Below are 20892 nucleotides of genomic sequence, written 5' to 3'. Positions count from 1 at the left end.
ATTACACTTTAAATCGTTTGCTCAAATGATACTTTTTGAATAAATATACCACTAGTCATGATATAGACGATAATTAATACAATTGAAATAACAGTAAAATATGGGATATCTATTAAAGATAGATTAGATGTAGAATTTAAATCCTGCATTCCTACTTCTGCATAAAGCACACTATTCAATGATATAAAGAATGTTCCACCTATCATAAGACCAATCCACTTAAAACGTTTCTTAATTACTACTGCTACTTGAAAGAAAGTTGCTATTGTAACATACAATAATAGTTGTACAATAAACTGTTTAACTGAGTGTTCTCCTAAACTAGTATTTACTGTACTATACAATCTATTTTGTAAAAAAATCACTTGAAGGAATGAGAAAACCGCAGCTTGTAATATGATATAGCACACTGATCCAATGAAAAATTGTAATCTCGTCACTCCAAATGAAACTGCTAAACGAAATATATCATCCTGTATAATAAAAGTACTTACTACTATAAACAATGTGATTACAATCGAGGGATTATTTAATATATGTTGTAAAAATCCTTCTCTTATTTCTTTTAAATCCATTACACTTGTGATTCCTTTTATTAGTAATACTGTAATCCAAAATATTAAGATTGCTTTATAATGATACTTTATATGTAACTTCAACTGCTTCATTAACATCGTCATTTCACTTCACCACCAGTTATATGAATAAATAGTTTTTGTAATGTAATTCTATCAACTACTAAACCTTCTTTTTCAAGAGAGTCATAATCATCATTTGAAATCTCTTCCCATATAACAACAATGCCTTTATTTCCATAAACTTCTCGATTTATAACTCTTTTATTGTTTGAAAACGCATCTACTTTATCTTTTTGTCCTGAAATAATATGACCTTGTTGCAATAAATCTTCTACTGTCGATTGAACAACAAGTGCACCTTCTTTCATAATGATTACGTCTTCAATAATATGGGTTACTTCTTCTACTAAATGTGTTGATAATATAATTGTTCGGGGATACTCTCCGTAATCTTCTAGTAGTACACTATAAAACAACTCACGATGTGCTGCATCTAAACCTGTAGTTGGTTCATCAAAAATAGTAATTGCCGCTCTGCTTGCTAACCCTTTAATAATTCCTACAATTGTTTGCATGCCATGAGATAGTTTATGGTATTTCTCTGTCATATTAAGTTGAAATTTATCCGCCAATTCTTCAGCAAACTTCTGATTCCAATTTTTATAAAACATGTTACATACCTTAAAAATTTCTTTTACTCTATAACTTAAAAGAGACTCTTCTTTTACTCTAACGAAACAAATATTTTGCATCGCTTTACTATTTTCAAAAACTTCTTCACCAAATATTGATACACTTCCACTACTTGAAGTAATTTGGCCTGCGAGTAAATTTAATAGTGTCGTTTTCCCTGCTCCGTTCCTTCCGAGCAAACCATATATTTTATGCTCTTCCAATGAAATGGTTACTTCATTTACAGCTACTTTCTTTTTATACTTTTTCGTTACATCTTTCGTTTCAAGTGCAATCATCTCTATTTTCCCTCCTTTGTAATTTTTTGAATCATGTCCATCAATTCGTCTTTCGATATTTCTAGCACTTTAGCTTCTTCCCACACTTTAGGTAAATATTCGGTCATAAAAGTATTTTGTCTTTTTTTAAGTACGATTTCTTTCGCTCCCTTTGTAACAAACATCCCAATCCCTCTCTTTTTATATAAAATCCCCTCATCCACTAATACATTTACCCCTTTAGCTGCAGTAGCTGGATTAATTTGTAACATCTTCGCAAATTGATTTGTCGATGGAACTTGTTCTTCTTCAAGTAATATGTCTTTTAAAATATCAGATTCAATCGTTTCTGCAATTTGTAAGTATATTAACTTATTTTGCTCCAGAGTAGGTTTCACATTTTCACCACCTTAGGTTCATAGGTTCGTTACTTATGTAATTAACCATATCACAACGAATTATTCTTTCCATAAATTCCCTTTACAAAAAAAGAGAATCATTCGTTTAAGAATGACTCTCTTTCTAAAAGTTCGAAGTTTCAACTCTTGTTCTCAAATTCTTTTCATTTATACCATTTTGGAAAAAATGAAACTGTTGTCCCTCAATACATTTTGTACGATCTACTACTTGCCCTAAATGATAACTTGTATGCTCCACTAAATGTAATAAACTATGAAGATCGATATGCCTTTTTTCTTCCCATACTTGTATATATGTTTTTCCCCATTGATCAAATATTTCTTCAACAATTTTTAGCAAAGCTTCAGAGTCTATTTGTTTTACGGGAAAATATTCTTCAATTCCATTTTCAAAAATTATATTTAGATTTTTATAACGACTAGTATTTCTCTGTATATGTTCACAAATATGCAATACTATTCCACCAATTGAGTTAGCAGCCTCCCTTTCTTTCCACAATTCTTCTCGACCAACAAGCCTAATCGTCTGTACTAACTTAGGTAAATAATGGTCTTGCATTCTATGATAAGTAATTTTGTATACTAACTTCACCTTTTCCCCTCCCATTATTTCAGCTGCTGAACTGGATATTTAGCAAATAAAGATTTCCGAAAATCTTTACCATCCACAAGCATTGTAATTTTTTCATTATTATCGTTAAGAAACTTTACTACTTTCTTTTTATCCCATATATCATCTTCTTTTGGAAAATCATCAAATTTTTCATGCAAGATTGATAGTATTTCCTCCCTTTTCATCATAAATCTTCTTCTCTACCTGAAACTCGTAACTGTTTGCATTTGGTACTAAAACTACAAGATAAATAATGTTAAAGAGAAAATTCTTCTTCATCGTATCCTTCCCATCAAACCAATATGTCTCAACCATATCTTCTGTAAAGGCTCCATTCTCTTTTGCACCATAGTTCACTTTTATGCTTTCATTTTCTAGACTTATACTTTGAAATGTTTCACCACCGGGTAAATTATTAACAATTGCAACCACATCTGAATTATTACCAACGTATGTCCCAGCATATTTCTTAAAATCACCAGGTTCAACATCAGATACTTCTTTTATTCTTTTTCCGTTAGAACAAGCAGTAATAAATAAAAAAATTGTTAGCATAACGAGCACATTACGATGCATATATTTCATTTAGCATCCCCCATTTTTATCGATACTTCGTTAATTACAATATTTATTTTCAAATCCCTTTTTAAATATACGCATTTTAATCAAAATTAAAAATTTTCATTTTTTATGTTTACAATTATCCATTAATTGTATATACTTACTAACGTAAGAAAAAAATTCTAAAAGGAGGTCGAAAGAAATGATGAAATTACAATTACATGCATTAACTTTAGCGTTAACTGCACCTATGTTTTCTGGACAATTAAATATGAATTCGACCACCCTAATGGAGAATTGAAAATCGTACTTTATTTCATTTAATTCATAAATTCGCCACAGGAGGTCGTATGCTTTCCTGTGGCTTTTTCACGCCCAGCCATAGGAGAACTGTAACTTCCTGTGGTTTTTTTGTGCGGTTTTTTAGTCTCTTGCATTATTTTCCAAAGAAAGGAGCAACATTCAATGACTATTAGCGTATTGTTTTTAAGTATTACGATTCAAAGAAATACAATTTCCAAAGATGAAATTCTTCATAATGAGCAAATTGAAACAGCTATGAATGATGTTAAGGAGCGTCAAGCGCTTTATTGTAATCACCTGTAATTCCTTTTCGAAAGGAGGAATTCATTTATGACTTTTCATATTTTCTTTTTTACAACTGTACTTCAGAAAAACACTTTATCTGAAGCTGAAATCAGTCGTAAACAACAATTAAAACAACTGACTGATAAAATGACTGACATTAAAAGTTCATACTATACGCACATGTATTAAAAATATATTTTTAAGGGGTAATATCTTCATGAAATTTAAAGCATTCTTTCTAACTATCACCATTCAAAAACGTAAGCTTTCACAAAAAGAGATTTTACGTGAGCAACATATTCAAACTATTATGGATGAAGTAAAAGAGCGTCAATCCTCTTATTACACTCGTCTTTTCTAAATCACTTATAAAGGGGTAATACATCTAATGAAATTTAAAGCATTCTTTTTAACTATCACCATTCAAAAACGTAAGCTTTCACAGAAAGAGATTTTACGTGAGCAACACATTCAAACTATTATGGACGAAGTAAAAGAACTCCAATCTTCTTACTACACTCGTCTTTTCTAAATCACTTATAAAGGGGTAATATTCAATGAAATTTAAAGTATTCTTTTTAACAATTACCATTCAAAAAAATAAATTTTCTGAGTCTGAAATACTTCATAACCGACAAATTAATCAAGCGATGGATCATGTAAAAGAAAGACAAAGTCATTACTGTAGTCATCTGTAATTCCAATTTGAAAGGAGGAATTCACATATGAAGTTTCACCTTTTCTTTTTAACGATTACGATTCAAAAAGAAACGATATCTCAAAATGAATTACAACAAGAACAACAATATAAACAAATTATTGATGAAATTCGAGATCGTAGAAGCAAATACTACACTCATCTTTAATCGTTTAACTATATAAAATTGAAAGGAGTCGATTATGATGTTGATAGCACGCTGTAAGGAAATGATTTGGATAGTTCAGAGGGATTCCTCGTAGTTTTATAGAGCCTTATATCACACAAGTTTTCTGCTGAATTTGATGTATAAAAAATATATAATAAAATCAAATTAGTACACTTTTAAATATGTATTATAAACAAAAGATACACCACTTAAAAAGCGGTGTATCTTTCTCAGCTTTTACTATTTCCGATTACTTCTCTTCGTCTTAAACAATCTCACTAAGTTCGAAATAACTGTTTTTGTTACTGCATAAACTGGCACTGCTAAAATCATTCCGATGATTCCCGCAAAATTACCTACCCCTAAAATTAGGATAATAATTGTTAAAGGATGAATGTTTAATTTCGAACTCATAATACGCGGTGAAATGATGTTACTTTCAAACTGTTGTACAATTGTTACGATAATAATTACGTACAAAGCTTGCATCGGGGATACGAACAGGCCTACAATAACAGCTGGTGCTGCACCAATAAATGGACCTAAGTTAGGAATAATATTCGTTAATGCTGCAATAATTCCTAATACGAAAGCGTATGGTAAATCGATAATTAAATATCCAATAAAAGTGAACGCACCTACAAACATACAAACGAGCGCTTGCCCTTGAATGTATGCAGACAATGTTTCGTTCGTTTCTTTAATAATGCGAAGCCCCTCTTCACGGTATGATTCCGGTAATAAGCTAACTGCTTTTCCTGGAAAGGCATGTCCATCTTTAAACATGTAAAATAAAATGAACGGTACAGTAAAGATAACTAATGCGACATTCGTGATAATACCAAATAAAGCCGTTGCACTCGACGTAATTGTGTTTGGTATATCTTTTAAGTATTCAATCGCATTTTTTTCAATTGTTTCAATGGAAACGTAGTTTTGTGTAGATAACCATTCAAACAGCCTATGATGTGATAATTCTTGTATGTATACTTTTCCCTCTTTTATATAGCCTGGCATATTTTTCACTAAATCCATTAGCTGTTGTGAAATCGTAGGAACAACTACTCCAACGCCAACTGCAGTTAATGTTATGATGAAAAGATATAACAGTAATATCGCTAAATTTCTAGGTACTTTTTTATTCTCCAAAAAGATTAATACAGGATTAAATATGAAGTATAAAAAAAGCGCGATTAAGATTGGGAAAAATAATGTTGATATGAAGATACCAATCGGTTGAAATAAAAACGATATTTTTGTGCAAATAAATATGATTCCTACAACCATTAGCACTTCTAATGTCCAAAAGTGCACTTTCGATTTCAAAAAAATGGCCTCCTTTAAACTAGCACTTCTCTTCATTGTACCAAAATAAACATGAATTTCACATAATATTTTCCTTTAGAATATTCCAAAATGCCAATAAATACACTACAATGAGATTACATACAAATTTGCAGGTAAAGGTGATAAAAATGACACAATGCATCATTTGCAGAAAAGATACGAAAGAACTTAGTGAACAATATGTCATTCCAGAAATATTATGTGGATATTATTTCACAAACTCAATTTGTGATACTTGTCATGAACAAATGACAACAAATATTGATCGTCCATTAATTCGGCATAAATTAAGTCAATTTAAGATTGAACAAATGAAAAGACAAATTGATTCCCCACTCTATACGAATGAGCACGGTGAGGAACTTGCGGCTGCTGAGACTGATGTTGTCGAAGTAAGCGACGAAATTCTTTATTCTAATGCATTAATTATGAAACTATGTAAAAAGCACGATATTTCCTTACATAATGAAATTTGGAAAGAGGAACGTGTAACGAAGGTTGCGAGTTCTATTCAACGTGAATTACTATTAGATAACCGTAAATATAAAATGAGTATATTAAAAATGGCTTATGCATTCGCTGTACAAGCAGTTGATGGCTACTTTGAAGATCAAGATGCAATTGATATTTCTACCATTCTTTCAAATGCAGATTTCGTGGAACTAAAAGAAAAAAGCATTGTACGTGATTTAAGCAAAAGTTCTTTATGGAACACGCTAAATACAAGTAGTGAAAACCATTACTTTATTTTATTAAGCGATAAAGATGGGCTATTCTGTTTCATTCGTCTATTTGATATTTTTGACGTTGTCGTTCATTTATCAGAAAAGAAATACAATCTTCCATCACCAATTGTTGGTGTAAATAATGTAAATAAGCAAGAATTTTATGTCCAAAGTTTAAAACAGTATATGGATGGGTTATTTAGAGAAAAAGCACCTACTATATAATAGAAATCAGAACATACGGTCTCCTTTCTTGATGAAAAGACACTGTGTTATAATAAGCATGAAAAGAACAATACAATCACATAAACTAATTATTAATTGTATATAAATAAAAAGACTAGTGTGCGGCTACACACTAGTCCACGTAACTTAGCAGATTGGATTGTTCATTTATCCTATTTGTTTTCTTACAAACAAAACAACCCACATTCTATCAGCATAGGTGGGTTGTTATTTTTTGAGCTTGTCTATTAAAACGACGACGAACGTTAACAATGCAACGAGAAACAGTCCACCCTGCAGTAGCAACGCTATTTCACTCACGTATTATCACCCCCCTCCTACTCGGAGAAGTGATAATTGAACAACCAACCGCACCTTAAGTTACCCTTTAATTTTACCATATTTTCTAATAGTTTACGATGAAAACTCGCAAGCGAAAAACTTGCGAGTTTTTTATCTCCAACTATTTTTTTAATGCATATGCATCAGCAATCATTTCACCAACAATTTTATTTTCTTGTTTCTTCTCGTCTTTCAATAATGGGAATAACAATTCTGCCACTTCATATGCTTCTTCTAAATGCGGATATCCTGATAAAACAAACGTATCAATTCCTAACGCTTCATATTCTTTTATCCTTTCTGCTACTGTATGCGGATCGCCTACAAGTGCAGTACCTGCACCACCTCTTACAAGTCCGATCCCAGCCCATAAATTAGGACTTATCTCTAACGACTCCCTTGTTCCTTTATTTAAATGTGTCATCCGTTTTTGACCAACCGAATCATATCTTGCAAATGTCTTTTGAGCAAGCTCAATTGTTTCATTATCCACATATTGAATTAAACGTTCTGCCTCTTCCCATGCTTCTTCTTCTGTCTCTCTTACAATTACATGTAACCTGATACCAAATCGTACTGTACGCCCCTTCTCTTCTGCAAGTTTTCTTACTTCTTCTATTTTCCCTTTTACTTGCTCTGGTGGCTCTCCCCACGTTAAATATACATCACTATGTTCAGCAGCAACTTCTTTTCCAGCAGCTGATGATCCTCCGAAATATATAGGAGGATACGGCGTTTGAACTGGTGGGAATACAACTTTACTATCTGTAACTTTAATATGTTTTCCTTCTAAAGAGATCGTTTCACCTTGCAATGTCGATTTCCAAACTTTCAAAAATTCATCCGCTGCTTCATATCTTTCATCATGCTCCAGATATAACCCATCTCCTTGTAGTTCAACTGGATCTCCTCCAGCTACTACATTAATAAGTAGCCTTCCATCTGAAATTCTATCAAATGTAGATGCCATCCTCGCCGCAACTGTCGGTGACATAAGTCCTGGTCTAACTGCTACTAAAAACTTTAATTTTTCTGTTTCAGCAGCAAGAGCTGAAGCTAACACCCAAGGGTCTTCACACCCTTGACCAGTTGGAAGTAAAACACCCGTATATCCTAAATAATCAGCTGCCTGTGCAACTTGCTTATAATAACCATATTCAGCCGCTCTTCCTCGTTTTGTCGTTCCTAAATATCGACCATCTCCATAAGCCGGAATAAACCATAATAATTCCATGTCTTTACACACCCCTTATTTATTTTGAAACGTATAATAAAATACTCTATATAAATTACCCCTAATAATTTATCCCGCATTAACGGGCAGTAAGACCCCCACCTCAAAATTCAGCAAAAGCAAAGAAATTAGGTGGGAGATGCGTTTCACTTTATATGTTAATTCCCTGTCTCACCTTTAAAATTATCTCGCCATCTTAAAAATTTCACTTCTAGTAAACGTACAAGAGAGTCAGAAAACTTCCCAACAAATGCAAAGATAATTATGCCGACAAATACGATATCTGTATTTGAAAATTGTCTTGCATCCATAATCATATAGCCAATACCTTCTGTTGATCCCATAAGTTCTGCTACTACTAAACTCACCCATGCAACTCCTAAGGATAATCTTGCTCCTAATAAAAGGTTAGGCAATGCGGCTGGTAAAATTAGTTTCGTTATTAATTTTCGTTTACTAAACTCTAATACTCTCGCAACATCAAATAACTTTGAATCTACACCTCTAATACCTAAAAATGCGTTTACGTATAAAGGAAAAAATGCACCGTCTGCAATTAATAGCACTTTCGATGTTTCGCCAAAACCGAACCATAATACGAAAAGCGGCGCAACAGCTAAATGAGGTACAGTTCTTAACATTTGCACAGATGGATCTAAATATTGCTCACTTCTCGTTGAAAATCCAACAATCGTTCCTAAAATAACCCCTAAGCTCCCGCCAATAAAGAAACCAGCTGCGGCCCTGAATACACTTATACTTAAATGGCCGAATAACTCTCCTGTTTTAATAAGTTCTTGGAAAGCTAGAAAAATATCTAATGGCGTTGGTAAAACTGTTTTAGAGACAAGACCGAATACGCCAGACAACTGCCAAATTATTAATATAATAACCGGTATAGTAATCGCCCTTACTAAAGCTTTTACATTTAACTTCCGCACTTTCTTTACGCTATTTTTCTCAATCGTTATACTCGCTGGTTTCATAACAGCTTTCGTATTTTCCACTTTACAAAACCTCTTTTCACTTCGCTTTTAACGCTTTTTCTACGAAAGAATTATCCACAACTTTATCTGTCTTAATTTCTTTCTTTATAGAACCAAGCTTATGTTGAAAATCCGCTGTTTTTTGCTGTTCTGCTATTATCTCCTTCGTTACCGGAACTAAAATTGGTTTGTCGTGATTAAACACTTCTTTTACAATCTCTGCATCTATCTTCTTTGCAGAAGTGTATACTTTTACTGCTTCATCTAAGTTAGCATCTTGCCATACACGCGCTTTCTCATAAACTTTAAGGAATTTCTCGACTAATTCTGGATGTTCTTTCGTAAATTTTGTTCTCGCAATTAAAAATTCTGGTGAAGAGACATTTAATGTTTCACCATCTGCAATCACTTTCGCGCCCTTATTTACCGTATGTAACGAAATAAACGGATCCCAAATTGCCCATGCATCCACCGATCCTGATTCGAATGCAGGCTGCGCTTCATCTGGTTGTAATTGAATGACATTTACATCTTTTGCATCAATACCTTCTTTATCAAGTGCTCGATATAATAAATTAAAGGCACTACTTCCTTTTGCTACTGCAATCTTTTTACCTTTTAAATCTTTTACATTCGTTATCTTGCTATCTTTTTGAACGAGAATTCCAGTTCCTTTTCTTGCATAACTTGTATTCGCAATTTCGGTAAATCCAATACCTGCCGCTTGCGCTGAAATGACTGGAGAATTCCCTACTTCACCAAAGTCTAACCGGTTTGATGCGATTGCTTCAAAATAAGGAGGGCCACTCTGGAACTCTGTCCATTTTACTTTAACTCCTTCTTTTTTAAACTCCTCTTCAAACCATCCCTTTTTCTGTGCTAGTAATAGTGGACTTAATCCTTGCTGTATACCAATTTGTATTGTTACATCGTCTTTCTTACTACTTGCTGTACTTTTTTCGCATCCGAATAAAAATACAGATATAGCTAAAGCAAAAGAAAGAACTTTAAATTTTTTATACATATAAAATCATCCTTTTCCTATATACTTGTTTGAATCAATCCTCCATATTCAAACTGCTGTAATACTTTCGTTCGAAGTTGCTGGAATGATTGAGAAGTTTTATTTCGTGGATAAGGCAGATGATTTTCAATCACTTTATGTATTTTCCCTGGCTTTGCACTCATAATGATAATTCGGTTTGAAAGATAGATCGCTTCGTCTATATCGTGTGTAACGAATATCATTGTTGTTTTCTTCTGCTCCCAAATATTCAGCAATACTTCTTGCAAATGACTTCGAGTAAAGGCATCCAGCGCTCCAAAAGGTTCATCAAGTAATAATACACTCGGATCCCTTAACAACGCTCTCGCTATCGCAACACGTTGTGACATCCCACCTGAAATTTCTTTCGGATACGATTTTTCAAAGCCATCTAACCGAACGATTTCAACCCACTCTCTTACCTTTTCTTTCACATACTTCTCTTTTAACGACAAATCTGCCGCTATATTTTCTTCAACTGTTAACCATGGAAAAAGCCTATGTTCTTGAAAAATAAAACCTTGTTTCTTACTCGGTTTTACGATAGGCTCCCCATCAATAACTACTTCACCTTCAAAATCATTATCTAGACCTGCAACGATTTTTAGTAATGTACTTTTTCCGCACCCACTCGGACCAATTACTGTAACAAAATCTCCTTTCTCTAATTGAAATTGAATGTTTTCTAAAACTTGAACATTACCTACCGCTTTCAAAAATTTCTTAGACACCCCGTTAATTGAAACTGTCACACGTTCACCCTCCCTAATATGAATCATTTGGATTAATTGATTAAGATATTATGTAACTAAAAAAAACCAAAGGCATTTCATCAATAAATGAAATGCCTTTGGTTTCTCCAATCAGCCACTTGTTATAGAATTAACTACATATTATACAAATATTTCCGATAAGTCAACTAGGTTTTGATAACCATTATGTATTTTTAATGATACGAGTAGTGTCTATTATAATTTTAGGAAGCAATTCTTGTATTGTATCCGTTAATGTATAAAGTGCTTCTTTTACATACCCTTCTTCAAAATAACCTATCGGCTCTGGTAATTCATCCTCATCCAATATGAAATATTCTCCATTCGGAAGTACCATAATATCGATGATTAAATCTTCGAAAGAAACTACTTCATCTTTTATTTGTGTATTTTTTACGATATTAAAATAGGAACCTAAATAATTCCCTTCAATATCTCTCCATACGTATAAATTGTACGGACGATTCTCCCAGTAATATGCGATTGTATAACTTCCTTTTGGAATTGTTAACTTTGTATCATTTGTAGCCATCGTAAATGAATACTGGACCTCATGAAATAACACGATACTTTGCGATTGCTTTTCAAGTAATAAGCAATTGTGATCTACTATTGTTGAATCATACCGGATTTTTCTTTCTATAATCTCATTTCCCAATGTACATACTCTATTCATCTTTCCTGTTACCTCTTATTTTATTTTTTCTTAATTATATCCTTTTATTTCATGATTAAGAAGTAAGTAGTTGTGACTTTATAATAAATACATGTTGACATGAAATGATAGTGTAGTTTAATCTTTTGTTATTTATAAATATATTGCGCTCAATTAATTTATATGTAAACAAAGACTCTCGTACTATCATTAAATAGAAAAGAGCTACAATAACTGAGTATAAATTATTGTAGCTCTTTTCTTTAGGAATGTAAGAAACCCCTCGTATATTCACTATGGTTTAAAAAATGGATATTCGCGGTTAGTTCAACCTGTGATGACGATTTTCTGTGAAGTATGACACAGATATCGTTTCTACGATAATTAACCCTTGCTCTACATTTTTTTGTTTGACAGTGTACTTGTTAATTAAAATACACTACGTACTAATCCTCCGTCTATTCGTAACGCTGATCCATTAATGGCTGAGGAAAGTGGACTACTTAAAAATGTAACGAGGTCCGCAATTTCTTCTGGTCGAATAAGCCTTTGAATAATAGAGGTTGGTCGATTCTCTTTCATAAATCGCTTTTCAGCCTCTTCTATTGTCAAATTCTCATTAGGATAAAGACTATGCAACATCGTCTCCACTCCTTCAGTTAAAGTGGAACCAGGCATAATAGTATTGACAGTCACACTTGTTCCAGTAGTTAATTCAGCTAAACTACGAGAAAGCGAAAGCTGCATAGTCTTAGTTGCACTATAGTGAGCCATTTCTTGCGATGGCATAATAGCTGCTTCACTAGCAATAAAGATAATTCTACCTTCTTTTCTTTCAATCATTTTTTTCAAATACCAGCGTGTAAGTCTAACACCACTCATGATATTAACTTCAAACAGTTTAAACCAATCTTTATCAGGGATGTCAAAATACTCTACTGGTTCAAAAATACCTAGATTATTAATAAGTATGTCTACCTCAGAATATTTCTCAATAACCTTTTGGCATCCTTGTTCTGTTCCTAAATCTGCTACTGCTGGTTGAAGCTCGGCATCAGGATACTGTTCCCGAATTTCTTTTATAGTTTGATTCACAATCTCTTCACGACGTCCATTAATAATTACAGTGGCACCTTCCGCTACTAATGATGTGGCGATCGCTTTCCCAATTCCTGCCGTAGAGCCAGTTACAAGTGCCGTTTTTCCTTTTAAATGTATATGCATTTAAATCCCTCCCTGATTTATGTTTTAGCTTATTGAAATTTGTTAGAATAGATAATTAAATGTATATGGTTTATAAAGTAGTTCCTCTTATTTATTACAGAAAATAAGAGGAACTACTTTTTCTTATAAAATCATAAACAAAAGAAATGATTCAATGTTCTTACTAAATTAAAAATCAAAGTTGTCAGGATCTGGACCAACGCGGTGATTTTCATTTAACGCATCGATTTTTTCCATATCTTCTTTCGTTAATTCAAAGTTAAACACATCAGCATTTGCAATAATGCGGTGTTCTTTCGTTGATTTTGGAATTGTGATAACTCCATTTTGTAAATCCCAACGTAAAATAACTTGCGCTGTTGTTTTACCGTGTTTCTCAGCGATTGCTTGCAATGTTTCATTATCTAATAATTGACCTTGCATTAGTGGTGACCATGCTTCCATTTGAATACCTTGTTCTTTACAGAAAGCTTGTAATTCTTTTTGTGTTAAACGAGGATGATATTCCACTTGGTTAATCATCGGTTTAATTTCTGCATCTTTCATCACATCTTGTAAGTGATGGATTTGGAAGTTACTTACCCCAATTGCACGTACACGCTTTTCTTTATAAAGTGTTTCTAATGCTCTCCACGTATCTTTATATTTTCCTTCTACAGGCCAGTGAACAAGGTATAGATCTAAATAATCTAATTTTAATTTTTTTAAGCTCTCTTCATATGCAGCAATTGTTTCTTCATATCCTTGATCTGCGTTCCATACTTTTGAAGTGATAAATAATTCTTCTCTTGAAATCCCTGTTGCTTCAATACCTGCACGGATTCCTTCACCTACAGCTGTTTCATTTCCGTAAATTGCAGCTGTATCGATGCTACGATACCCTGCTTTAATTGCTGATTTAATCGCTTCTACAAGTTCTGGTCCTTCTTCTACTTTAAATACACCTAAACCGAACCAAGGCATTTCTACACCGTTATGTAATGCTGTTTTACTTTGTAAATTTTTCATTTTATTTTCTCTCCTTCTCGAAGTATCCATTTCAAAGTACTAAAAGTGCTGTACTATACTTTTTTCTCTTACAGGTTCCATTATGAAACATATTTAACATAATAAAAAGTACGTACTTTCAAGTACTATAGGTACTAAAAAGTGCCCTAATTACTAAAAAGTTCTAATTGTTCTAGCTTATTTTGCTCAAAAAGTGAAAGCTATATTTACTAAGTATGTTTTTTATAGAGAAATAAAACATTCATTTATAGGATTCTTTAAATGAGCATAGTGAAAAACTCCTTCTTATTTAAAAGGAGTTTTTCACTATCCATGATTCATATTTTTTCACTTTTAACGGAAGCTCGTTTGTTTTTATGTAACTAACAGCACTATAAACTAGTGGAGAAGAATTTTCTTCTGTAATTCCCTCTATAAAAACCCATCTTGCGCCTTGTGAATCTTGTCCCTCGAATTGCTTTGGTATTATAATTTCACCTGCATACTTTTCAACAAAATACAAAACTGCTATATGGTGTACATGTGTATAATCTTTATACTTTGAAGGATATTGAAAATCAACTGTACCTAGTTGCTTGTTAACATTTACTTTTAATCCAGTTTCTTCTCGAATTTCTCTATGTAGTGCAGTTAATAACGATTCACCCTCTTCTAAACTCCCACCAGGAAGGTCATATCGGTTTTTATATGGACCTATTAATTTATCAATTACTAAAATGGAGTTATTTTCAATACAAATACCATATACACCAAACGAACGATGGAATTTTGCACTATTACTCATGTTTTAACTTTTCCTTAACCGCATCATAAAATTTCCGTTCTTCATCAACATTTAAATGAACACGACTTACTGTTTTAGAAAGACCATATAACAACTGCGCTTTCACTGGCTCTTTTAATGTTATTTCAAAAATAGCAGGTTCTTTCATGAACTCCATAACAGTTGCATCCAATACCTCTTTCCCTTCTTTTGCCCTCAGCAAATCACCCTTATAGAACGCAATATTATCAATTTTTGTAAATGGCATAACGATTTTCTTTCCTAATCCGATTTGAATAATCATTTGTTCTTCTTTTATGATAATTGGATTTTTACGCATTGCTTGTATTTCAGCCATAAAATAAATCATTGCATATACGTTTAATATGAGTAATATCCAAGCTATTACCGGATTCCACTGGTGTAGTAAATAATGAAAACCAATGCTTTCAATTACTGTTGCGTGAATAATCATGATATACACACCTATAGCACCAGTCTTTTTATGATATGAGTATACGGATTCACCTGTTGGTACTTTTACACGCCATGATAAAAACGCATAATAGATTAACTTACACTCTGTTAGAATGACATCTACTAACTTATCTCTTTTCATAGTAGCGTCAAACGCTGCATCAATCGCATAAGAAAATGAAGAATAATTTCTTCTATATTCTTTATATCTTTTTATTATTTTAGGAAGCACTCTTACAATTTTATAGAGAAGGAATAATTCTAGACCTACAAATGCAATTTCTCCCGCAATAATAATATACGAGACGAATGAAAAAGCTTGTAAATAGTCGCTTGGAATAATAAATCTTGCAAAAATATAACCAGCTATTACAACAGGAAATACATACGTTAACGAGTATCTTTTTCGAATAATAGAGAAATACGTGATGATTGGAATGACAAACACGCAATCTAATAATGACCCAAGTACAACTTCTTTCGGCGCAGCTGGTACAATTGGAAGGGCATACAATAAATAGTTTGATAACATAATGAAAGAAACGAGTCCGATCCAAACACCTTTTCGCCTTCGCGATAGTGCAATATTCATACCTTCACTCCTTTATTTAAAAACCTCATTTAAATGGTCTTTATAAAATGAAATGGCACGTTCAAATTCTTTTACTTCCTCTACTTTCACGACAGTTTCAAGTAATAATTTCATCGCTGATTCGTGATCGTTTACGTTATATTTCGCTAATGATAAAAATACTTTCATCGGATCGTTCTCTGGGAATTTTTTCACCCCAGCTTCTAATACTGTAATCGCCTTTTCATACTCCCCTATACAACGATATGTACTTCCTAAACCAATATAAGCACCGCAAAGCGATTCGCCATCAAGTCCATTTGCGATTGCCTGCTCATAATACGGAACCGCTTCTGTTTCCAGCCCCATTACATCATGTATCCAAGCACACTGATACAGTACTTCTGCATCTTTCGTAAAGTTTGTTAATCCTATAAGTATCTCTTTAGACTGCGCATATTTCTTTTCGTTTCTAAGTTTAATAGCTTGCTTTAATAAATGTTCCATAGAATCCACTCCTCACCAATTATTCTGTGTATAGCTCTTGATTGGTATACGCTTCACATTTGTGTAAAAGTAAAATTCCCACCAATTAAAGTTTCGCTTACTTATATACTATGCGGATTCATTCTTATCTAAAAACTTAATTTTAAAAAGCAGTGACACGATTACATAATAGCTCTAGGCTTTTGACAATTTCTTTCGCTGTTTCATCTTTCCCATTACATAACTTCCCTTTACCATCTTGTCCAATTACGTAATGTACAGCTCCGCGCGAATATAAAGACTGTGGTGAATTCGCGATCATTACATTCGCCCTAGCTTGTTTCATTCTATTTTTTGCTCTTTCAAACAGTTCTTCTTCATTTAAATCACTTTCAAGTTTAAAACCAACAAGTACTGTTTCTGGGTCCCACTCTTTTATTTGTTTTAACACTTTTGGAGCCTTTTGAAAATGAATAATCGGTGCTATATCACTTGAAATTTTTCCGTTCATATTAAGAACATTACCATCTTGATCACAAATCTTCTCCACAACCCAATCTGATCCAGCTGCTGCCATAATGACCGCATCAACCTTTTCATGTGTGATGATACTTTTCATTTTATCTTGTAAATCAACAATTCCTTCAAATGGGTGTAGTTCTAATCCCCTATGTACATCACTTGGTTTCTCAGCAAAATAACCGTGTAAATAAATTACATGTGCCCCTTTTGTTATAAGTTCTTCCGCAATTATTCTTCCAATCGTTCCTTTAGCCATATTCGTATGCCCGCGTACTTGATCCCATTTTTCTAGACAACCACCGCTCGTAATTAATACCTTTTTCCCCTTCATTGTAACCATCCCTTACTAATTTTTCTTACGAAACCATTCTGTTCCAAAATCTACAATATCACGTTGTTTCATTAGACGACACGTTGCATTCCCTATCCTCCCGTTTTTTACAGTTCCTTTTCTTTCAAACTCTACACCAATTTCTACAAACTTATCCGATTCGTAATCCATTTCAACAAACTCTTTCCACACTCTTTCACCGTTTTCTATAATAGGTGCTCCTACTTGTATTAACTCACATGCACCAGAACGCACCTCGGATAAATGAACAGACGTATTGGAATCATATCCAACACCAATTAATAATACGTACCCGTCTAAATCATATATTTTTCTTATTGGAGATTCTTCTCCAAAGCTCATTGATAACGAATGGTTCGTTGTTATTTCTACTGCATGTTTTCCCCATGCAGCAAAACTTCCTAACGGATGATTACTGCGTACTACATTCGGATATGTACGAAAACATTCAACTATTTCACCCATTCCCCTTGTTGGTGTTATGCGTGAATCAAATGCTGGGACGTTATCTCGGATAATTTGCCACCAATCTTCCGGCACAGGCGGTCTTGACCAATGTTTCGGATCGGATAAATCCGAAGATTGTGTTGGCATTATTATCGTTCCTTCTTCCGTAACAACTTTCATTAATGCTTCTACTACCGCAACTGCGCCACCAGATATCCACCCGATAGAACTTAATGATGAATGAACGATAATTGTCATTCCTTTTTCGATTCCTAATGCTTTTAAATCTTTTGTTATTGTTTCAATTGTATTTGGAAATTGTGTACTTGCTACTATTTCATTCATTTTCATATCGGTTCCCCCACTAACCACGTAAATTTAAACTTTTATATACATATATTATCATATTTTTCTTAATTTTTAACTTAATCATTTTTCACATCTATAAAAAATGGCAATATTATTATACAGAAAATAATTGAATTATGGTATATCGATTTAGAATACCAAAAGAAGCTGAAAGTTTTACAACCCAACAATAAAGTGAAACTTTAATCATCCCTCGCCAATCGGGATTTTACGAGCAGTTGATTCCCCACCTAATTTCTTTGTTCTCGCTGAATTTTGAGATGAGGGTCTTACTGCCCGTTAATGCGGGATAAAAAAATGTTTTATAAATGGACAAAAGAGCTCATCACAAATAATGAGCTCTTTGTTTACTTTACCCTTCAATTGTAACCCCAGTAAACATTGATAAGTTTCCCGTTATTTTCTCACCAACACGTAAAAATAAGCCTGCTGCTCTGCCGCTTATACAGTGAGAGCCAATTAATAGTTTACCAGTATATGGACCATCCCATGTGTCAATGGTATAGTCAGGCATTTCTATGTATTGCTGGTATATTTTCCTTTGTTCAAAGTAATACTCTGTTTTATCTTCAGCTAATAATTCATCGTTTTCGTATATAGATACTCCGCCACCTTCACGACCAAATACTGGTTTTGAAACGTATGATTCATTCCTTTCTAGAAATGGCTTATTTGAAAAATACGTTGGTAAAAAGTATTTATAAATAATATCTTGCTCTTCTTCTTTAAAGAAGACATTCTCTTCATAAAGCTTCCAAATTAATGCGAGTACACTTTTGTTTTGCATAACAAACGCGGCTGGTGGATTAATAATTTTCACTCTCTCTTGCGCGATATGATCTAAAAATTGCAAACCAATCCTTTTTCCATTCTTATCGACGTCCGATACTAGATACTCTATTGGATAAAGTCTATATAAATATTTTATTTTTTCTCCGCTTGGCGTATATATACCATCTTCCGCAACGACAATGTCTTGTATTCCTACATAGTCCGTTGATTGATCTAAGCAATACGTTCTTAAAAACTGAACCGTTTGACTGTCTTCATCGTGCCACTCATAACTAGTAAAATATATCGTCTCTTCAGGGCCTATATGATAGTCATGTTTAATTTGTTCCCACGCCTGCACAATATGCTCTTCTATATGGTTTGGGTGATTTACATCATGATAACGGCATAACACTTCATTTGCGACAGACGGTTCTAAATAGCCTGTTGGCGTATCACAATTTACTTCTATTAATTTTATATCGTCACCATTTACGATAAAATCAAACCTTGTAAAATATGAAAATAAACCATTGTGTTTCATTCTCGCCATTTCCCACGTTTCAGCTGGGAATCCAAGTTTTTGAAAATCTTCTGTCGTATTTACAATATATTGATACGTTCTATATAGCACATACATGATTTCTTCTGTCGCTTTTGAGATAGCAGTATAAGTGTTTGCTGGCATGCGATACATCCCTGTTGCCATATATTGATTCCATTCTTCATTCTCTAACAGACTAGGCCAAGTGAAACCATTCCTACTAGCCTCTTCTGCAAGTGAAAACCATACTTTCATATACTCTTCCTGTTCTCGTTCTGTATACATTACTCCATTACCCTTTCGTTTTAGGATCCCGCTGGCGCTTTTGCGTTTCCAATTCCACTTGAACCAGAGTTTATTTTCGGTGTTTGTGTAGTAGATGATTTTGGTGTATTTGTATCTGGTGTTACTTTATTGGATGGATTGGGCTGCTGTTTATTTAGATCCACTTTATTGGAAGAATTATTGTTACCGTTAGAACCACCAGAATAACTACCACTACTACCGCCACTAGTTCTACGTTCATCTTTTTCACGATATGGAATAACATTATTTGCATACGGTTTCTTCATTAGATTTGGTTTTGCTATATAATTCATATTTGAGGTTCTACTCGCTAATAAATATCCTGCTACAAATGGAAGTATCGGTAAATGAGAGTTTTCATGATAAGATGAAAATGACGGATTATTTTCCTTGCATAACTCATCTGTTTCTATATTTTCATTTGTTGGCGCTTTATCATCACAATTTAATGTTTCTTGTTCATTTCCTTGTTTTGCACCATCTGTTTTAACAGCTGTACTTTCTTGCTGAGCAGTTTCTTCTTCATAATCACCACAACCTGTTAATAAAAAAGATGACACCCCTATTGAAGTAGCAATTTTTATAAATTTACTTTTATCCATTCTCACGTGTTATACACCTAATTTCCTTTATCTATAATTTTCCAGATACATTTATTATATACTGTGGATCTTACTTTTTTCAAATTATACACAATATGTATATTTGCATATTTTTATGCTATTTTTCCATATAACAATGAAATCTTTCTATTCCTGGATATTGCTCTCCTAAACTATTAACCTGAAAACCACTTTTTTTATAAAATTCTACTGCCTCATCGTCTGTCTCTGCTTCTACATAAGTCAATTGATATATTCTTACTACCCCTTTAATCATTTGCAGTGCAATTCCTTTCTGACGATAATCTGGTGCCACTGCTATATGACATATTCGTGCTTTAGTTGCTCCGATTACTTCAATACCTATACAAGCTTTTTCTTCATAGTTGTACAAAGTCCCTTTATTGCTTTGATAAAATAATACTGCTTTCTTTAAGCTTCTTTCACTTGGACCGACTGCATATTGTAGTACATTTAAAATTGAATCTTTTTCAATTTGTTCAACATGCTGTAAATTCATACTTCCATCCCTTTCGAAAAAAG

At 33.3% G+C, this 20892-nt stretch carries 28 protein-coding genes and 1 pseudogene; 7 read left to right on the top strand and 22 right to left on the bottom strand.

Translation table 11 applies throughout. The features are described 5' to 3' along the window. Positions 1-8 precede the first annotated feature (8 nt). The 5 genes and pseudogenes from COK05_RS03845 to COK05_RS03825 form a co-directional block, all read right to left on the bottom strand. Entirely contained in the window at positions 9-680 is a 672-nt protein-coding gene (locus tag COK05_RS03845; protein WP_098611530.1) for a DUF4052 family protein, read from the bottom strand. Continuing rightward, positions 677-1549 carry an ATP-binding cassette domain-containing protein gene (locus COK05_RS03840; protein ID WP_098611529.1) on the bottom strand — a complete coding sequence of 291 codons (873 nt, stop codon included), beginning with the start codon at positions 1547-1549 and terminating at the stop codon, positions 677-679. Before COK05_RS03840 ends, COK05_RS03845 begins: the two co-directional genes overlap by 4 nt. Before the next feature lie 2 nt (positions 1550-1551). Beyond that, positions 1552-1926, bottom strand: a complete 375-nt coding sequence (locus COK05_RS03835) for a GntR family transcriptional regulator (protein ID WP_098611528.1) — start codon at positions 1924-1926, stop codon at positions 1552-1554. Between the two features lie 124 nt (positions 1927-2050). After that, positions 2051-2539, bottom strand: coding sequence for a hypothetical protein (locus tag COK05_RS03830; protein WP_098611527.1), 489 nt, complete (start codon positions 2537-2539; stop codon positions 2051-2053). A 14-nt stretch (positions 2540-2553) separates the two neighbouring features. After that, a pseudogene (locus tag COK05_RS03825) lies at positions 2554-3145 on the bottom strand (DUF4825 domain-containing protein). A 441-nt stretch (positions 3146-3586) separates the two neighbouring features. Here COK05_RS03825 and COK05_RS03815 point away from each other — a divergent pair. Genes COK05_RS03815 through COK05_RS03790 form a run of 6 tightly spaced genes read left to right on the top strand, consistent with a single transcriptional unit; the run spans position 3587 to position 4575 of the window. Then, positions 3587-3727, top strand: coding sequence for a YrzI family small protein (locus tag COK05_RS03815; RefSeq protein ID WP_098611526.1), 141 nt, complete (start codon positions 3587-3589; stop codon positions 3725-3727). A gap of 27 nt (positions 3728-3754) precedes the next feature. Further along, on the top strand, positions 3755-3898 hold the full coding sequence (locus COK05_RS03810) for a YrzI family small protein (protein ID WP_098611525.1): 144 nt from the start codon (positions 3755-3757) through the stop codon (positions 3896-3898). Positions 3899-3926: 28 nt separating this feature from the next. Next, the gene (locus tag COK05_RS03805) at positions 3927-4070 is read left to right on the top strand and encodes a YrzI family small protein (protein ID WP_098611524.1); all 144 of its coding nucleotides are present in this window, start codon (positions 3927-3929) and stop codon (positions 4068-4070) included. 27 nt (positions 4071-4097) lie between these two features. After that, positions 4098-4241, top strand: coding sequence for a YrzI family small protein (locus tag COK05_RS03800; protein ID WP_098611523.1), 144 nt, complete (start codon positions 4098-4100; stop codon positions 4239-4241). Positions 4242-4266: 25 nt separating this feature from the next. After that, a complete protein-coding gene (locus COK05_RS03795) occupies positions 4267-4407 on the top strand; it encodes a YrzI family small protein (protein WP_098611522.1) in 141 nt (46 codons plus the stop codon). A 27-nt stretch (positions 4408-4434) separates the two neighbouring features. Next, positions 4435-4575, top strand: coding sequence for a YrzI family small protein (locus COK05_RS03790; RefSeq protein WP_098611521.1), 141 nt, complete (start codon positions 4435-4437; stop codon positions 4573-4575). Positions 4576-4815: 240 nt separating this feature from the next. On the opposite strand, the gene COK05_RS03785 is transcribed toward COK05_RS03790, so the two are convergent. After that, complete coding sequence (locus COK05_RS03785) at positions 4816-5901, bottom strand: AI-2E family transporter (RefSeq protein WP_098611520.1); 1086 nt, start codon at positions 5899-5901, stop codon at positions 4816-4818. A 149-nt stretch (positions 5902-6050) separates the two neighbouring features. Here COK05_RS03785 and COK05_RS03780 point away from each other — a divergent pair, with 149 nt between their 5' ends. Then, entirely contained in the window at positions 6051-6872 is an 822-nt protein-coding gene (locus tag COK05_RS03780; RefSeq protein ID WP_098611519.1) for an HNH endonuclease, read from the top strand. Positions 6873-7100: 228 nt separating this feature from the next. On the opposite strand, the gene COK05_RS31615 is transcribed toward COK05_RS03780, so the two are convergent. From COK05_RS31615 to COK05_RS03700, 16 genes are all read right to left on the bottom strand, one after another. After that, entirely contained in the window at positions 7101-7193 is a 93-nt protein-coding gene (locus tag COK05_RS31615; RefSeq protein ID WP_001289320.1) for a putative holin-like toxin, read from the bottom strand. Between the two features lie 142 nt (positions 7194-7335). Beyond that, complete coding sequence (ssuD, locus tag COK05_RS03770) at positions 7336-8448, bottom strand: FMNH2-dependent alkanesulfonate monooxygenase (RefSeq protein ID WP_098611518.1); 1113 nt, start codon at positions 8446-8448, stop codon at positions 7336-7338. 158 nt (positions 8449-8606) lie between these two features. Then, on the bottom strand, positions 8607-9455 hold the full coding sequence (locus tag COK05_RS03765) for an ABC transporter permease (protein ID WP_098611517.1): 849 nt from the start codon (positions 9453-9455) through the stop codon (positions 8607-8609). Between the two features lie 16 nt (positions 9456-9471). Next, complete coding sequence (locus tag COK05_RS03760) at positions 9472-10458, bottom strand: aliphatic sulfonate ABC transporter substrate-binding protein (protein ID WP_098611516.1); 987 nt, start codon at positions 10456-10458, stop codon at positions 9472-9474. 17 nt (positions 10459-10475) lie between these two features. Continuing rightward, positions 10476-11231 (bottom strand): ABC transporter ATP-binding protein, encoded by a 756-nt coding sequence (locus tag COK05_RS03755; protein ID WP_098611515.1) that lies wholly within the window; start codon positions 11229-11231, stop codon positions 10476-10478. A gap of 184 nt (positions 11232-11415) precedes the next feature. Beyond that, positions 11416-11928 (bottom strand): DUF402 domain-containing protein, encoded by a 513-nt coding sequence (locus tag COK05_RS03750; protein ID WP_098611514.1) that lies wholly within the window; start codon positions 11926-11928, stop codon positions 11416-11418. Positions 11929-12336: 408 nt separating this feature from the next. After that, positions 12337-13131: an SDR family NAD(P)-dependent oxidoreductase gene (locus tag COK05_RS03745; protein WP_098611513.1), complete on the bottom strand. Its 795-nt coding sequence runs from the start codon at positions 13129-13131 to the stop codon at positions 12337-12339. A gap of 168 nt (positions 13132-13299) precedes the next feature. After that, on the bottom strand, positions 13300-14139 hold the full coding sequence (locus COK05_RS03740) for an aldo/keto reductase (protein ID WP_098611512.1): 840 nt from the start codon (positions 14137-14139) through the stop codon (positions 13300-13302). 289 nt (positions 14140-14428) lie between these two features. Next, complete coding sequence (locus COK05_RS03735) at positions 14429-14923, bottom strand: NUDIX hydrolase (protein ID WP_098611511.1); 495 nt, start codon at positions 14921-14923, stop codon at positions 14429-14431. Further along, a complete protein-coding gene (locus COK05_RS03730; protein WP_098611510.1) occupies positions 14916-15971 on the bottom strand; it encodes a hypothetical protein in 1056 nt (351 codons plus the stop codon). Before COK05_RS03730 ends, COK05_RS03735 begins: the two co-directional genes overlap by 8 nt. 12 nt (positions 15972-15983) lie before the next feature. After that, positions 15984-16457 carry a tetratricopeptide repeat protein gene (locus tag COK05_RS03725; RefSeq protein ID WP_141538884.1) on the bottom strand — a complete coding sequence of 158 codons (474 nt, stop codon included), beginning with the start codon at positions 16455-16457 and terminating at the stop codon, positions 15984-15986. Positions 16458-16599: 142 nt separating this feature from the next. After that, entirely contained in the window at positions 16600-17289 is a 690-nt protein-coding gene (locus COK05_RS03720) for a phosphopantothenoylcysteine decarboxylase domain-containing protein (protein ID WP_098611508.1), read from the bottom strand. A gap of 15 nt (positions 17290-17304) precedes the next feature. Continuing rightward, on the bottom strand, positions 17305-18102 hold the full coding sequence (locus COK05_RS03715) for an aminoglycoside N(3)-acetyltransferase (RefSeq protein WP_141538886.1): 798 nt from the start codon (positions 18100-18102) through the stop codon (positions 17305-17307). Positions 18103-18478: 376 nt separating this feature from the next. Then, positions 18479-19726: a glutathionylspermidine synthase family protein gene (locus tag COK05_RS03710; RefSeq protein ID WP_098611506.1), complete on the bottom strand. Its 1248-nt coding sequence runs from the start codon at positions 19724-19726 to the stop codon at positions 18479-18481. Between the two features lie 20 nt (positions 19727-19746). After that, on the bottom strand, positions 19747-20355 hold the full coding sequence (locus COK05_RS03705) for a hypothetical protein (RefSeq protein WP_098611505.1): 609 nt from the start codon (positions 20353-20355) through the stop codon (positions 19747-19749). Positions 20356-20467: 112 nt separating this feature from the next. Next, positions 20468-20869, bottom strand: coding sequence for a GNAT family N-acetyltransferase (locus COK05_RS03700; protein WP_098611504.1), 402 nt, complete (start codon positions 20867-20869; stop codon positions 20468-20470). Between the last annotated feature and the right edge of the window lie 23 nt (positions 20870-20892).

It is taken from the genome of Bacillus cereus (genome assembly GCF_002567495.1).
GTDB classification, from domain to species: Bacteria; Bacillota; Bacilli; order Bacillales; family Bacillaceae_G; genus Bacillus_A; species Bacillus_A cereus_AQ.
Note: the sequence above shows the minus strand (reverse complement) of the source record. Positions and strands in the feature narration are given on the sequence as shown.